This window comes from Blastococcus sp. CT_GayMR20, assembly GCF_004570345.1.
Genome location: NZ_SPQM01000005.1, coordinates 36,069 through 49,515, shown reverse-complemented (window position 1 = coordinate 49,515; position 13,447 = coordinate 36,069). Strand labels below are relative to the sequence as shown.

Annotated in this window: 12 protein-coding genes and 2 pseudogenes; 9 read left to right on the top strand and 5 right to left on the bottom strand. The window is 68.2% G+C overall.

Annotated elements, in window-relative coordinates; all coding sequences use genetic code 11:
* Positions 1–153: 153 nt before the first annotated feature.
* Positions 154–1,236 (top strand): annotated as a pseudogene (mobF, locus tag E4P40_RS02375) (MobF family relaxase); the annotation flags it as partial.
* On the opposite strand, the pseudogene mobF (E4P40_RS02370) reads toward mobF (E4P40_RS02375), so the two are convergent.
* The 3 genes and pseudogenes from mobF (E4P40_RS02370) to E4P40_RS02360 all read right to left on the bottom strand — a co-directional run.
* A pseudogene (gene mobF, locus E4P40_RS02370) lies at positions 1,227–2,180 on the bottom strand (MobF family relaxase); the annotation flags it as partial. The pseudogenes mobF (E4P40_RS02375) and mobF (E4P40_RS02370) sit on opposite strands and share 10 nt — an antisense overlap.
* A gap of 441 nt (positions 2,181–2,621) precedes the next feature.
* On the bottom strand, positions 2,622–3,314 hold the full coding sequence (locus E4P40_RS02365; RefSeq protein ID WP_135157089.1) for a hypothetical protein: 693 nt from the start codon (positions 3,312–3,314) through the stop codon (positions 2,622–2,624).
* 54 nt (positions 3,315–3,368) lie between these two features.
* Positions 3,369–3,554 carry a YegP family protein gene (locus tag E4P40_RS02360; protein ID WP_135157087.1) on the bottom strand — a complete coding sequence of 62 codons (186 nt, stop codon included), beginning with the start codon at positions 3,552–3,554 and terminating at the stop codon, positions 3,369–3,371.
* A 174-nt stretch (positions 3,555–3,728) separates the two neighbouring features.
* On the opposite strand from E4P40_RS02360, the gene E4P40_RS02355 reads away from it, so the two are divergent.
* The 3 genes from E4P40_RS02355 (at position 3,729) to E4P40_RS02345 (ending at position 6,136) form a co-directional block, all read left to right on the top strand.
* Positions 3,729–4,139: a helix-turn-helix domain-containing protein gene (locus tag E4P40_RS02355; RefSeq protein ID WP_135157085.1), complete on the top strand. Its 411-nt coding sequence runs from the start codon at positions 3,729–3,731 to the stop codon at positions 4,137–4,139.
* Positions 4,136–5,038 carry an ImmA/IrrE family metallo-endopeptidase gene (locus E4P40_RS02350; RefSeq protein ID WP_167762084.1) on the top strand — a complete coding sequence of 301 codons (903 nt, stop codon included), beginning with the start codon at positions 4,136–4,138 and terminating at the stop codon, positions 5,036–5,038. Before E4P40_RS02355 ends, E4P40_RS02350 begins: the two co-directional genes overlap by 4 nt.
* A 273-nt stretch (positions 5,039–5,311) precedes the next feature.
* Positions 5,312–6,136: a hypothetical protein gene (locus tag E4P40_RS02345; protein ID WP_135157081.1), complete on the top strand. Its 825-nt coding sequence runs from the start codon at positions 5,312–5,314 to the stop codon at positions 6,134–6,136.
* 472 nt (positions 6,137–6,608) lie between these two features.
* Here the strand turns inward: E4P40_RS02345 and E4P40_RS02340 are convergent, their stop codons facing one another.
* On the bottom strand, positions 6,609–7,430 hold the full coding sequence (locus E4P40_RS02340; RefSeq protein ID WP_135157079.1) for a hypothetical protein: 822 nt from the start codon (positions 7,428–7,430) through the stop codon (positions 6,609–6,611).
* 377 nt (positions 7,431–7,807) lie between these two features.
* Between E4P40_RS02340 and E4P40_RS02335 the strand changes: the two genes are divergently transcribed.
* The 5 genes from E4P40_RS02335 to E4P40_RS02315 all read left to right on the top strand — a co-directional run bounded on the left by E4P40_RS02335 (position 7,808) and on the right by E4P40_RS02315 (position 12,763).
* Positions 7,808–9,547 (top strand): N-6 DNA methylase, encoded by a 1,740-nt coding sequence (locus tag E4P40_RS02335; RefSeq protein ID WP_135157077.1) that lies wholly within the window; start codon positions 7,808–7,810, stop codon positions 9,545–9,547.
* Positions 9,547–10,587, top strand: coding sequence for a hypothetical protein (locus E4P40_RS02330; RefSeq protein WP_135157069.1), 1,041 nt, complete (start codon positions 9,547–9,549; stop codon positions 10,585–10,587). The genes E4P40_RS02335 and E4P40_RS02330 overlap by 1 nt, the downstream gene beginning before the upstream one ends.
* A gap of 237 nt (positions 10,588–10,824) precedes the next feature.
* Positions 10,825–11,028 carry a hypothetical protein gene (locus tag E4P40_RS02325; protein ID WP_135157067.1) on the top strand — a complete coding sequence of 68 codons (204 nt, stop codon included), beginning with the start codon at positions 10,825–10,827 and terminating at the stop codon, positions 11,026–11,028.
* 671 nt (positions 11,029–11,699) lie between these two features.
* Positions 11,700–12,179 (top strand): pyruvoyl-dependent arginine decarboxylase, encoded by a 480-nt coding sequence (locus E4P40_RS27870; RefSeq protein WP_167762083.1) that lies wholly within the window; start codon positions 11,700–11,702, stop codon positions 12,177–12,179.
* Positions 12,176–12,763, top strand: a complete 588-nt coding sequence (locus tag E4P40_RS02315; RefSeq protein ID WP_167762082.1) for a GNAT family N-acetyltransferase — start codon at positions 12,176–12,178, stop codon at positions 12,761–12,763. Before E4P40_RS27870 ends, E4P40_RS02315 begins: the two co-directional genes overlap by 4 nt.
* Positions 12,764–12,767: 4 nt before the next feature.
* Here E4P40_RS02315 and E4P40_RS02310 read toward each other — a convergent pair whose 3' ends face one another.
* Positions 12,768–13,391, bottom strand: a complete 624-nt coding sequence (locus E4P40_RS02310; RefSeq protein ID WP_135157061.1) for a hypothetical protein — start codon at positions 13,389–13,391, stop codon at positions 12,768–12,770.
* Between the last annotated feature and the right edge of the window lie 56 nt (positions 13,392–13,447).

The window sequence follows — 13,447 nt, the reverse complement described above, 5'->3', positions numbered from 1 at the left end:
ACTTCTAACGCTGCCGACACTTATCATCAGCATTCCACTATTTACTAGAGAGCGGCACGCATGCTACCAATGGAGGTAGTCTGGGCCCCGCTTCGCGGGGCCCATCGCCGTTTTTAAGGGTGACCTGTTGGTCATTGTTGGGTGGCGTTGAAAATGCGCGGTGGAATGAAGGTGTACGCCGGGGCGGCGACGGCCGCCCGGGCGTATCTGGAGGCCGACCGCGGCCGGGCCGACGACTACTACCTGACCGAGGGCACCGCCCTGGCGCGCCGCTTCGTGGCCCGCGACGGACGGGTGGCCGAGCGGGCGCCGCTGGCGGGCAAGGGCTACGAGACGTGGGTGGCCGGCTGCGACCCGGACACCGGCGACCCGCGAGGGCGGCTGCGCACCGATGAGCGTGCGGTGCGGTTCGTCGAGGTGGTGGTCAACGGCCCGAAGTCCTGGTCCCTGGCGGCCGCGCTGCACGACGACGTCGCGGCCGCCTACGACGCCGCCCAGGACCGGGCCGCCGCCCAGATCATCGGCTGGCTCGCCGCCCACGCGACCACCCGGGTCGGCCCCCGCGGCGGCCAGGTCCAGGTCCCGGTGGACATGCTGGAGGCGGTGACAGTGCGGCACTACACCTCCCGCGCCGGAGACCCGCACCGGCATCTGCACCTGCAGATCGGCGCCCGGGTGTTCGCCGCCGAGCAATGGCGCGGGCTACACACCGTCGCCGTGCGTGACTTCCTCGCCGCCATCAACGGAATCGGGCACGCCGCGGTCGCCTGCGATCCCCAGTTCCGGGCCGCACTCGCCGGGCACGGCTACACCCTGGACGCGACAGGAGAAATACAGGAGCTCGGCGCCTACGTCGGTCCGTTCAGCGCACGGGCGGCGCAGATCGGGCGCAACCTGGATCGCTACGAACGCGACTGGATGGCGGCGCACCCCGGAGAACAGCCCGGTCCGGCGCTGCGGCGGGCCTGGGACGCCCGCGCCTGGGCCGAGGGGCGCCCGGACAAGGTCATCCCCCGCTCCGGGGCCGAGCTCGTGGCGCGGTGGCGAGCCGAGCTGGCGTCACTGGGCTATCGCGATCCCGCCCACCCCGTCTCGCTGACGCCGACTTCGATCGGCGCGCTGGACCGCGAGGCTGCCGTCGACGCCGTGCTGATCCGGCTGGCCGTCGGCCGCTCGGCCTGGAACGCCGCCGACGTCCGCGGCGAGGTCGAGCGGCTGATCGCCGCGGAGGGCGTCAGCGAGACGGGGTGGGCGGGATCGCGATAGCCCAGTGACGCCAGCTCGGCTCGCCACCGCGCCACGAGCTCGGCCCCGGAGCGGGGGATGACCTTGTCCGGGCGCCCCTCGGCCCAGGCGCGGGCGTCCCAGGCCCGCCGCAGCGCCGGACCGGGCTGTTCTCCGGGGTGCGCCGCCATCCAGTCGCGTTCGTAGCGATCCAGGTTGCGCCCGATCTGCGCCGCCCGTGCGCTGAACGGACCGACGTAGGCGCCGAGCTCCTGTATTTCTCCTGTCGCGTCCAGGGTGTAGCCGTGCCCGGCGAGTGCGGCCCGGAACTGGGGATCGCAGGCGACCGCGGCGTGCCCGATTCCGTTGATGGCGGCGAGGAAGTCACGCACGGCGACGGTGTGTAGCCCGCGCCATTGCTCGGCGGCGAACACCCGGGCGCCGATCTGCAGGTGCAGATGCCGGTGCGGGTCTCCGGCGCGGGAGGTGTAGTGCCGCACTGTCACCGCCTCCAGCATGTCCACCGGGACCTGGACCTGGCCGCCGCGGGGGCCGACCCGGGTGGTCGCGTGGGCGGCGAGCCAGCCGATGATCTGGGCGGCGGCCCGGTCCTGGGCGGCGTCGTAGGCGGCCGCGACGTCGTCGTGCAGCGCGGCCGCCAGGGACCAGGACTTCGGGCCGTTGACCACCACCTCGACGAACCGCACCGCACGCTCATCGGTGCGCAGCCGCCCTCGCGGGTCGCCGGTGTCCGGGTCGCAGCCGGCCACCCACGTCTCGTAGCCCTTGCCCGCCAGCGGCGCCCGCTCGGCCACCCGTCCGTCGCGGGCCACGAAGCGGCGCGCCAGGGCGGTGCCCTCGGTCAGGTAGTAGTCGTCGGCCCGGCCGCGGTCGGCCTCCAGATACGCCCGGGCGGCCGTCGCCGCCCCGGCGTACACCTTCATTCCACCGCGCATTTTCAACGCCACCCAACAATGACCAACAGGTCACCCTTAAAAACGGCGATGGGCCCCGCGAAGCGGGGCCCAGACTACCTCCATTGGTAGCATGCGTGCCGCTCTCTAGTAAATAGTGGAATGCTGATGATAAGTGTCGGCAGCGTTAGAAGTTCGGTTGATTCCAGGCCCGGTCAATGAGCAACGACGATATTGGGTTCCTACTATCGGGACCTCAGACGCGGTGCACGTGTAGCAGGCACCCTCCGCTCGGTGCATCTTGACTGTCGCGCCAACCCACGTGAGCGCGGCGTCGACGGCAGTGCGGAAGCACTCCCTCGGCTTAAGTCAGTTAGGTGATGGGTCGATGCCTGGGACAGGTGGCGGAGCCAAATTCTGGTTGGCTCCGCCACCCCTCTCAGGTCGAGGCGTCTTCCCCCTCTCCACGTTCAGACGCGGGTGTCAGTAGCGGTAGCGGATGCGGAACAGCGGATCGTTCTGCCAGAACCAACCCCAGACCGGACGGCCGCCGAGCGTGGCGTTGCTCGGCGGGACGACCGAGTTGGGGTCGTTCGGGTTGAACAGCCCCTCGGCCTTTACCACCGTCGTGTTGCGCGGCAGTGCGGCGATGACGCCGATGGAGCCGCCGGCCTGGATGACGAAGGACGGCAGCGGCCCGATGACGGAGAACTCGAACTCGCGGTCGCCGACCTTGTCTGCAGAGATGCCGTAGAAGAGGCGCAGCGTCCGCTGCCCCGGCTCGACGGTCACCACGGTGCTGGAGAAGGACTTGGCGGCTCGCCCGATGTCGACGGCGAGGTCGCGCTGTTCGCGCTTGCTCGCACCGTCACCCAGAGCCTCCAGGCTCTTGACGACCTCCTGGTCGTAGTCCGACCGGTCGACGTCGTCGAACGCGAAGACCTGCGCACCCGTGATGGGCTTGTCGGTGTAGCGCAGGATCGGCTGCTGCTGCGCCTCCGACGCCAGCGGCAGGATGAGGGTCGCGCGCTCACCGGCGGCGACCTCGCCCTGCAGCTGGAGCTGCGCGGTGACGAAGACGTCGTCCTGGGCCTGACTTCCCGATCCCTTCGAGACGACGTCGATGGTCGTGTCGACGACCCGGACCGGGATATTGCTGAGCGGCTCGAAAGCCATGGGTGCCTCCTAAGGCGATGGATGGATAGGCGTCGCGGCTGGACAGGCCGTCGCCTACTGGCTGTCGTTGACGACGTCGGCGCCGCCGGCCTCGCGCCTGATCTGGTCGATCGCGGCCTGGACGTCGCGCTTGTCCGAGCGCTTGTACGTCTCGCTGGTTGCCAGCGTTTCGTAGTTCCCTCCGGCCTGGATCTCGAAGTAGTACTGGCCGTCGGTCGACTCGCTGATCTTGAACCGCATCGTTGCTCCTCTCCGCCCGGTCGAGCGGATCTTGGTTGCGACCAGCACGGGTGTGCTGGTGCTACTGACAGAACCGACCTCATGGGTGGGGTCCCGCCGAGACAGCCCCTCGCCGTCTTGCTCAGGAGATTAGCAGACTTGCTCAGGCGATGAGCAAGTCACTACTCTTGAGGCATGTCTGGGACTTTGGGAGAGCGACTGAGGGCAGCCAGGGTCGAGCGTGGGTGGACCCTGCGGGAGGTTGAAGCGCGAAGTGGTGTGCGCAATGCCCATCTGTCACAGATCGAGTCCGGCGCGATCGAGAGGCCCGACACGGGCCTGCTGTGGACCTTGGCGGGCATCTATGAGCTTGACTTTGCGGATCTCATGACGCTGGCCGGCCGGACGGTCAGCGCCTCAAATCAGCAGGCTCCACATCGCCGCTCCTTGGCAGGCGCGGCTCTGCGGGCCCTCGATGATCTGACGCCAGCGCAACAAGAAGAGGCGCTGGCATTCATGGATGCGCTCCGACGCAGTGGTGGCGCGGGGCGGTCGCGAAAGCTCGGCTCAGACCACCGAAACAAACCGAAGGGTGCCGACACGTGACGAAGGAGCCGGCATTGGATCGGGCCTCGGATCACGTCGCGGGCCTGGCCGAGCGGCTGCTCCAGCGCGCCGATGCCGCCGGCGTTTTCCCCACGCCGCTTGACTCCGTCGCCGAGGTGGTGGGGATCGAGGAGGTCCTCGACATCAGCGAGCTACCGGCTGCTGTCAAGCCGCGACGGCCATCCTTTCTACGCCGGGTGGTCGGGGCCCTTCTTTACCGCGAGGAGGTGGCGTTCATCGACTACGGCCAGTCCCAAGTACGCGCTCGGTTCACCGAGGCGCACGAGATCGCCCACCGGGCGATCCCGTGGCACCAGGCGAGCCATGAGCTTTTTCTCGACGATGACCGCGCCCTCGACCCTGAGACTGAGCTGGAGCTCGAGGCAGAAGCGAACATCATGGCCGCTCATTTGCTCTTTCAGGGCGCCCGGTTTCATGACCGCGCTCTGAGCTACGAGTTGTCGCTGGCCACCCCGACCCTGCTGGCGCCACAGTTCGGGACGTCCATGCATGCCACGATCCGGTACTACGTAGAGCATCACCCCGAGTCGGTCGCTCTCGCGATAGTTGGTCAGTTCGCGACCAGCGACGACACCGTTCCCGTTTGGAACGCTCTCGCTTCACCGACCTTCATCGCCGAGCATGGGCCGTTCAGTCGTTGGTTCCCCGGGAATCGCCTAGCCATCGGGTCGGGCGCCGACGTCCGACCACTGGGGCAGGTTGCGCACCGGGCACTGCACGGAGAGTCGCATCCCGAGCTAGAGCTACGACGCACAGCGTTGGACGGTGAAGTGCGTCGATACAAGGCCGAGGCGTTCTACAACCAGCGGTGTGTCTTCGTGCTGGTGACTCCGCGCTCAGGGCTGCGTCTGGGCCGGCGTGTGCGGCTGGCTGGCTGAGTGCTGTTGGACGTGTCACGGACGGCCGGCGAAGCTCGGCCGGACTTCTGTCAGTTCCGCAACGTCGTTGCCCCCGTGCGGGCATGGCACTCATGTCCACGGGCGCGCCCAACCGCGCGTCGTAGGCCAGTGGGCTCGGCCCGAGCAGGGCTGACGACCCTGTAGAGGGTGGTCGGTCGCGTGACCACAACGTGATCGACATGGCTCGCGGTTTCAGCCCGAGGGGTTGACGGATGTGCAACTCTTCGCTTCACAGAGGATCCGGGGAGACTCTTGACGATCACAGTGGCCGTAGTCGTCGGCGACGGGCTCGTCGTCGCTAGCGATAGCGCGACCACGCTTCAAGCGAACTTTCCCGACGGCCACGCCGAGCCGATCCACATCTGGAACAGCGCGGACAAGATCTTCAACCTCCGCAAGGGGCTTCCCTTGGCCGCGATGACGTGGGGACGAGGCACCATCCAAGGCCGGAGCATCTCGTCGCATGTGAAAGATCTCCGCCAAAGGCTCAGTGGTCAGTCCTCAGCTCACGCGGACTGGCAGCTCGACGAGGCTGCCTACTCAATGACCGAAGTGGTGGATCGGGTTAAGGAGTTCTTCGCGGAGCGGCTTGACGCGAGCCAGCCCTCCGCTCCCATGGGGTTGCTCGTGGCTGGTTACGGAGCCGACGACGACCGGCCGGCCCTCACCGAGTTGAACATTGATGCCGGCACGTGCAGCACTGGAGCGGAGCTTTCTGCTGGAGAGATCGGCATCTTCCAGTGGGGCCAACCTGAGGCTATCGCTCGTCTTCTCGACGGCGTGAGCCAGGACTTGCCACAGGCCCTCAGCAACCTCGGCGTGCCGGCGAATCTGGTGGACCCTTACACCCAAGCGATAAAGGCCCAAGTGGCCCGACCGTTTATCTACGACTCCATGCCCCCCGTCGAGGCCATACAGCTAGCCGAGTGGCTGGTGGAGACCACGATCAAGTTCGTCCGCTTCGAACCTGGTCACCCGACGGTAGGAGGACCGGTTGAAGTCGCCGCGGTCACGCGGCACGAGGGTTTCAAGTGGGTCAAACGCAAGCACTACTACACCAGCACCCTCAACCCGTGAGGCAGGCATAGATGAACGAGAACGCCACCGCAGGTCGGGTGTACACCCCTACGTCGTCAGGCCAGGCGTCGCGTTCCTCGGCCTCGGGACGCTTTGCGGTCACATCGTCGAGCGCGCGGAAGCCCGCTACTCCTAGCAAGCTTCCGCCCTTGCGCCTACAACAACCAAAGTCCTCGAAGGGGAGTGGAAAGTCCCGGTAGCGGAGTCCACTCTGCTTCCCCATGACCATCTCCCTCCGACTGTGCAGGGCTGGGAAGGGTGGGCCGAAGGACCATCCCGCAGGGATGCGCAGCGCCCTTCCGGCGGCCGGCGCAGTCGGAGAGGCTCCTGCGAGGTGGGGGTGGCAGCTGCGCGATTTTGGGACCCGTGCGACGAGCGATGGTGCGGGACCGGGAGATCGGAACCAGCCCCCATATCGGTACGTCCTGGGGAACCGGCGGTCGCCTCGGACCATCTATCCGCTAGCGACCGCTCACGCAGAAGGGTGCCGTTGTAACAGGGCGGCGACACAGGCAACGACCGCGGAGGCGTCGCGACGGTCGTAGCGAAAGTCGGCGGTGATGGCGTCGGCGTGGTGGGCACCGCTGGCAAGGGAGTGCACCGCGGCGCGCAGCGCGGCGAATCGTTGCGCCAGGTCGCGTTGCCGTGCCGTCCTCGGTTCGTCGTACGCAACTGGTGGGTCGAGCTGGTCGTATAGGTCGAGAGCCAGCCGCGCGTCGCGCACTGCGTCCTCGGCGCGGCCGTCCGTCAGCGCCCGTAGCGCTGCTTGCAGCCGGCGGCCGGCCTGTGCGCGCAGGCTGTTCGGATCGCCGAGAGGCAGCGGCACCAGTAGTGGCACGGTGACTAGGGCGCCGAGGCGCTCGGCATGGCTGGCCCAGATTGGGCCGCGGACGCGGATCCAGTCCTGCGCGTCGGCGGCCGGGTAGTCCAGAGTCGCGGCGCCGACGAGGGCGACGTTCAGGTCGACGAGCAGTTCCAGGTCGCCTCCATCGCGGTCGGCCTCAACGCCGGCCAGTTGCTGGTCGTTAATTGTCGTGGTGAGCACCACCGAGCGCGGGTAGGACGCTGCGGCGCTGACTGGCAGCGGCTGATCGGATTGCAGCACCCCGATCCAGCCCATCGAGTGCTGGAGCCGTAGCGCTCCGGAGATCAGCGCAACCGACCCCACGGGAAGGCCCACCGGGGTGGCTTTGTAGCGCAGCGCGAGACGGTGGGCGCCTGGCCCAGGCTCCGCTGTCACTTCGTCGAACATGAGGCGAAGCTCTGCGCCAACGGCCAGACGGATGTTCGTCACGCCGTTCATCGTCCCGAACGCGGTTACCAGGGTGGGACGGCCCTCGCTCTGCCGGTCGTCGAGCGGGCCCTGAATGCTGCCGCAGGGCCGCGGCAGCTGAGCTAGTCGCTGCTCGGGTCAGGCCTCCTGCCGGCCCAGGCTGAAGTGGCAGTCGGCGGCCATGAGGGCGAGATGCCTTGGAAGTTTCTGGGGCAGACGCCAGCCGGAACCGCCGCCGGCGAGAGCGTCCTGCGCCGCGGCCCGGCCGGCGTCCGTTTCGCCTTCCCTTCAGGCCTGATGCTCGACGCTCGTCGCCGGTGATGTTGTCCGCCACTCGCTGACCTCGGGTTTCCTCCCGGTCGCCAGTTCTGTGACCCCCATGGGTCAGACTGCACCCCGTGGTACTCCGGTCGGCCTCTGCAGATCTTGATACGGCGGCCCTTCGGAAGGCGCGGGGCGCCTTCTTTACCCCGGAACCGCTCGCGCGCTACATCACTGACTGGGCGGTCCGTTCCGTCGACGACCGTGTGCTCGAACCCTCGTGCGGCGAGGCGGCGTTCCTCCTCGCCGCGGTCGATCGCCTGGCCGCTCTGGAGGCCACCAGCACCGGACAGACGTTGCTCCCCCACCTCGACGGCGTCGAACTGCACGAGGACTCAGCCCAAGCAGCACGGGAACTGCTGACAGCAGCTGGCGTGGAGGCAACCGTCACCGTCGGAGACTTCTTCGGGATCAATCCGGGGCGGCAGTACGACGCGGTGATCGGAAATCCGCCTTACGTCCGCTACCAGGACTTTTCCGGCGAGAGCCGGGCACGATCCCGCGCCGCGGCGCTCCGCGGCGGCGTCTCCCTGACTGGCCTGGCGTCCTCCTGGGCGGCCTTCACGGTGCATGCGGCACAGTTCTTGAAGCCCGGCGGTCGTCTCGGCTTGGTGCTGCCGGCCGAACTCTTGACGGTCAACTACGCGGCCGGGGTGCGCACCTTCCTGCTGCAGAATTTCGAGCAGGTCGACCTCGTCGCCTTCGACGAGCGTGTCTTTCCCGGGGTACTAGAAGAGGTCGTCCTGGTTCTGGCTGATGGTTACGCCGACGGCCCCACCGACCACTTCCGGCTGTTCCAGGCGAGGAACGCCGACGACCTGGCGAACACGACGACGCCACGGCTGTGGCGGCCGATCCCGCCCGCCGGCAAGTGGACTGCCAGCCTGCTGACCAGCGAGACTCTCGGCGCCTATTCCGGGCTGCTGGCGACTGAGTCCTTCACGCTGCTGGAGACCTGGGGCGACACGACGCTCGGCATGGTCACGGGCAACAACAAGTACTTCACCTTGAGCCCAGCGCGCGCCGCTCAGCTTGGCCTGTCCAAGTCAGACCTGCTGCGGTTGTCACCCCCTGGCTCGCGACACCTGCGGGGCCTCAGCCTCACCAGCGCTGCACTCACTGAGTTGGGAGACGCCGGCGCAGCAGTCTGGTTGTTCCGACCGGCTGGCGAGCCGTCTGCGGCTGCGTGGGCGTACATCGCAGAGGGCGAGGCGCGAGAGGTTGATCAGGCCTACAAGTGCCAGGTGAGAAAACCGTGGTGGCGGACGCCGCTGGTGAAGCCGGCTGATCTGCTGCTGACGTACATGAACGCCGATACGCCGCGGCTGTCTGCCAACAAGGCCCGGGCGCACCATCTCAACTCGGTGCACGGCGTTTATCTGAAGCCGGAGCACCGAGCGCTGGGCAGCGATCTGCTGCCGGTGGCGTCCTTGAACTCCATGACGCTGCTCGGCGCAGAGATGGTTGGCCGCGCCTACGGCGGCGGGATGCTCAAGCTGGAACCCAAGGAAGCTGACCTGTTGCCCGTGCCGTCGCCCGCCCTGACCAAAGCCGCCGAGACGGCCCTACGGAGACTTCGGCCGCAGTTGGTCCGCCTCCTGGCCAGCGGTCAAGTCGTGTCGGCGGCCCGCGCGGTCGATGAGGTGCTGCTCGTTGGTGAACTCGGGCTACCAGAGGCTGAGGTGAAGGCCCTCCGCCAAGGACACGAGGAGCTGACGGCCCGACGCGTCGCAAGAGGTGGTGCGTCGCATGTTCATCGCGGTGACGGGGACACAGTCAGCCGGAGAGCCAACAGCAACAGGCTGCGGCGTCTCTGATGGCTGCTGAACGCAGTCTCAAGTCCGAGGCTTGGACCCTGTTCGACCGGATCGTTGAGCGGGCGATCGGCGGGGAGCTGCAGGACTACAGCAACCCATGGAACCGCGAGTCCGAAGAGGGTCCCCTCTGCTACAACCCCGACTACGACGTTCTCCAGCAGCTGCTGGGCGTGCCGCTACTGCTGCAAGCGGCCTCGCAGTCCGGTGTGCCGGCGTTAGCCCTTGACGTCTGGACTGCCTACGAGCTGCGCCGAGCCGGCTTCGAGCCCGATCTGGTGTGGCCCCGGGCAAATCCACCACGCATCCTGCCGTCGACTCTGGTGGCGCTACGGCGGGAAGCAACTCGTGAACAGCTGCGCGTGCTCGATGCCATGCTGCAGTCCGGTAAGACGTACAGTAACGAGACCGGCGCGAACGCGAACATCCTCGGCAAGAACTACGTCAAGCAGGTCGACGTCGTCATGTCCGCCTGGAACACCGGTCCCGAGATCATGATCTCGACCAAGCGGATGGACTCGTCGTTCGGCAAGAACGCTGCCAACCGTGTCGAAGAGAGCTACGGCGACGCCAAGAACCTGCGCAGTCGGCACCCGCAAGCGGCACTTGGGTTTCTCTACAGCCTGCGCTCGACCGCGCTGACGCCGCAGTTCGCCGACATTGCCGCCTGGATCATCGACCTTCTCGGCAAGCTCGGCCGCGAGGACGACGCTTACGACGCCGTCTGCCTCGTCATCCCTGACTGGTCGGACGAATTGCCGTCCCCGCCGGGCGGCGACGAGGACGACGAAGACCCTCTTGTCTCAGCTGGTGTACAGACCAGCGCCTCCGCCGAGGAGGAGCCGCTGCCGCTCCCGCTGCCCGAAGATGAGCTGGATCAACGGCTCCGGGACCTCCCGCATGTCGGGCTACGTCGCGACGCCGTACCGCCGAACCTCTCCCCAGAGGTCTTCTTCCCTACGATCGTCAACCGGGTGCTCGACAACAGCCCAGTGAATTTCCACCGCGAGGCGCGGTTACGCCGAGAGGAAGCCTCCGCGTAGCTAGGCAACGCAAAGTAACGGTTGCTTGCCGTGACGGTGAGACTGCCTTACCCTCACTCCCGAACGACCCCACGCCTAGCCGTGGTGTGCGTCCCCGGACGTACATCCCGGTAGGCCTAAATGTTGGGTCTCACGGGCTGCATATGAGTCAGCCCCGGGGTTGTTCAACCAAGCAGACGCTTGCTGTCCATGAGGTGCTGCGATCCGGGGCGCGGCCACACCCTTGTGGAGTTCGCCATGCAGTCTGTTTCCTCTGAAGTCACGCGTGAGCGTGTGATCACCAGCAAGAACGTCGTAGCCCTGACGGTGGTCGTCGGCGGCTTCATGACCTTGGCCGGTTTGACCGTCTACTCGATCAACAAGACTGGGGGCACCGAAGCGCTGAGCGGCATGGCGCAGGTCGTTAGCGCATTCAGTTGGCTGCAGGGCTCTCTCGGCTGACGAGCCGGAGGGCGTCGACCAGCTGTACCGGTCCTGGTTCGAGACCCGCTACCCACGACACCTGATCGGTGACGCCGGACCTGACCTCGCAGATCAAGGCGTGGGTGGTTAGCCCGAGGGTCTACCCCGCCTCCCATATCCCGCCCTACTCCGACGGCGCAGCGCCGGGGGAAGGGTGGGCCGAAGGCCCATCCCGAAGGGACGCGCAGCGCCCTTCCGGCGGCCGGCGCAGTCGGAGAGGCTCCTGCGGGTGTGGGGCGCGGTTGCCGTCGTCCGGGCAGTGTCCGAGACGACTGCTGCGGTGGCCCCAGTCCGCACACAGTCCGCAGATGGTCCGCAAAACGGCCAGAATCAGCCAACCACAGCCGCGAGCGACCCTTGGCAAAAGTGCTGGTCAAGTGGGGTTTCCAGTCACAGCCCACCGCGCCAAACCACCCCTCGGTCGATTTTGCAAGGCGGGGGTTAGGGGTTCGATTCCCCTCGTCTCCACCCACATCCTGCACGCCCGCTGCCCTTCCGGTGACGGTGCCCACAACACCCGCGTCGTGCTCCCCAGAAGGGGGGCGTCCTGCTTGGTCGCGTCGCGTCCCCGTGTGACAGTCGGACGAACGAGACCAGCCCGACTTGCTCGACGACGAGGAGGTCACCACACAGCACGGGGGAGAACAGTCATGCCGCTCATCGAGATCCGGATCTCGACCGGGGTCGGTGTCGCCGACACGCAGCTCGCCGCGTTCGACGCGGCGCTCTACGAGGCCGGCATCGGCGACGTCAACCTCCTCCCGCTGTCCTCCGTCATCCCGCCCGGGGCCGACGTGGTGCAGAAGCAGCCCGACCTCACCGGTACCGAGTGGGGGGACCGGCTCTACGTCGTCCTCGCCGAGCAGACCGCCACCACCGTGGGCCAGGAGGCGTGGGCCGGCATCGGCTGGATCCAGGAGCCCGAGGGCAGGCGCCGTGGCCTGTTCGTGGAGCACCACGGCGCCAGCGAGGCCGAGGTCGAGGACCTCATCCACGCCAGCCTCGGATCCATGCGGGAGTACCGGCCCGAGGTCTTCGGTCCCGTGCGGAGCGTCCTGCGCGGTGGCCGCTGCACGGGACGCCCGGTCTCGGCACTGGTCGCAGCGACCTATCAGAGCCAGCCGTGGTGACCGCCGTCCAGGTGCGCCTGGCCACCGACCCCGACGACCTGCGGACCGCCCGCGCCCTCGAGCACGACGTCTTCGTGGCCGAGGGGTTCACGCCCGCCAGCGAGGCCCGGGTCGTCGAGGAGTACGCCCACCTCGACGGGCAGTCGCGCTGGCTGCTCGCCGAGCGGGACGGCGAGCCGGCCGGCGTGCTGCGGCTGATGGCGGAGGGGCCCCGTGCGGTGCCCGCCGTGGCTCACTTCCCGCCGTTCCCGGGGGCGCACGGCATCCTCACCGGCGAGCGGTACGCCGAGGTGGGCACCTTGGCGGTCACCGCGGCGCACCGCGGCACCGACGTCGGGCTGCACCTCTACCGGGCGGCGCTGCAGCTGTCGCTTGACGATGGCGTCACTGCCTGGGTGGCGGTGCTCGAGCAGTGGCTGCTCGAGCACATGACCGCGTCCGGCTTCCACTTCCAGCCGATGGGTCTGCCCCGGTACTACATGGGCGGCGAGTGCCTGCCCGTCCGCATGATCCTGCGGAACGCCCTGGACACGCTCCGGCAGCAGGACGCCGGCCTGCACGCGTGGCTGACGGGCCGGCCGTGACCATCTAGGGGGCCGACTCCCCATCGGCCGGCGGACGGCCGTAGCCGACCGCATCCCGGACGGCGGGCGGCGCCGCCTCGACCAGCTCCCGGTTCGGCCGGGCGCCGAGGGCGTCGTTCACGGTGGAGAAGGCGATCCGCAGCGCGACGTACAGCGTGAGCGCGGCGATCTGCGCCTCGTCGAAGCCGGCGTCCCGCAGCGCCTGGACGTCGGCGGGCTGCGTGGTGTTCGGATCACGCGCCAGAGCGCGGGCCCAGCGCGCCAGCGCCCGGTCGGTGGCGTCGAGCCCCGCGTCGTCCCCCCGGAGCACCGCGGCGGCGGTCTCGTCGTCGACCTCACCGGCCAGGCGCGTCCCCCATGCCAGCGAGCAGTGCGGGTCGCCCAGCGCGCCGGCCGAGGCGGCCACCAGGATCCCGCGCTGACGGAACGTGAGCCCGGCGCGGGTGGCGGCCCGCGTCCAGAGAGCCGCGAGCGCGTCATGGTCCCTGGGCTGGTGAGCCCAGGCGTGCGAGGTGTTCATGACGAAGCCGAAGTCGTCCCGGTCGCCGGCGAACAGCTTGTCCGCTGCAGAGGACGGCGGGGCGACGGCGAGGAAGCCGCGCTCGCCGAGCGGCTCGTCAGCCGGCATGGCGGGCACGGTAGCGGCAATCGCGGGGCAGATGTTCCACGTGGAGCACGGCCGGC

Excerpts from the sequence above, each read along its gene's own strand:
- E4P40_RS02365 (WP_135157089.1), bottom strand. The coding sequence starts at position 3,314 with ATGGCTTTCGAGCCGCTCAGCAATATCCCGGTCCGGGTCGTCGACACG.
- E4P40_RS02355 (WP_135157085.1), top strand. The coding sequence starts at position 3,729 with ATGTCTGGGACTTTGGGAGAGCGACTGAGGGCAGCCAGGGTCGAGCGT.
- E4P40_RS02360 (WP_135157087.1), bottom strand. The coding sequence starts at position 3,554 with ATGCGGTTCAAGATCAGCGAGTCGACCGACGGCCAGTACTACTTCGAG.
- E4P40_RS27870 (WP_167762083.1), top strand. The coding sequence starts at position 11,700 with ATGCCGCTCATCGAGATCCGGATCTCGACCGGGGTCGGTGTCGCCGAC.
- E4P40_RS02330 (WP_135157069.1), top strand. The coding sequence starts at position 9,547 with ATGGCTGCTGAACGCAGTCTCAAGTCCGAGGCTTGGACCCTGTTCGAC.
- E4P40_RS02325 (WP_135157067.1), top strand. The coding sequence starts at position 10,825 with ATGCAGTCTGTTTCCTCTGAAGTCACGCGTGAGCGTGTGATCACCAGC.
- E4P40_RS02310 (WP_135157061.1), bottom strand. The coding sequence starts at position 13,391 with ATGCCGGCTGACGAGCCGCTCGGCGAGCGCGGCTTCCTCGCCGTCGCC.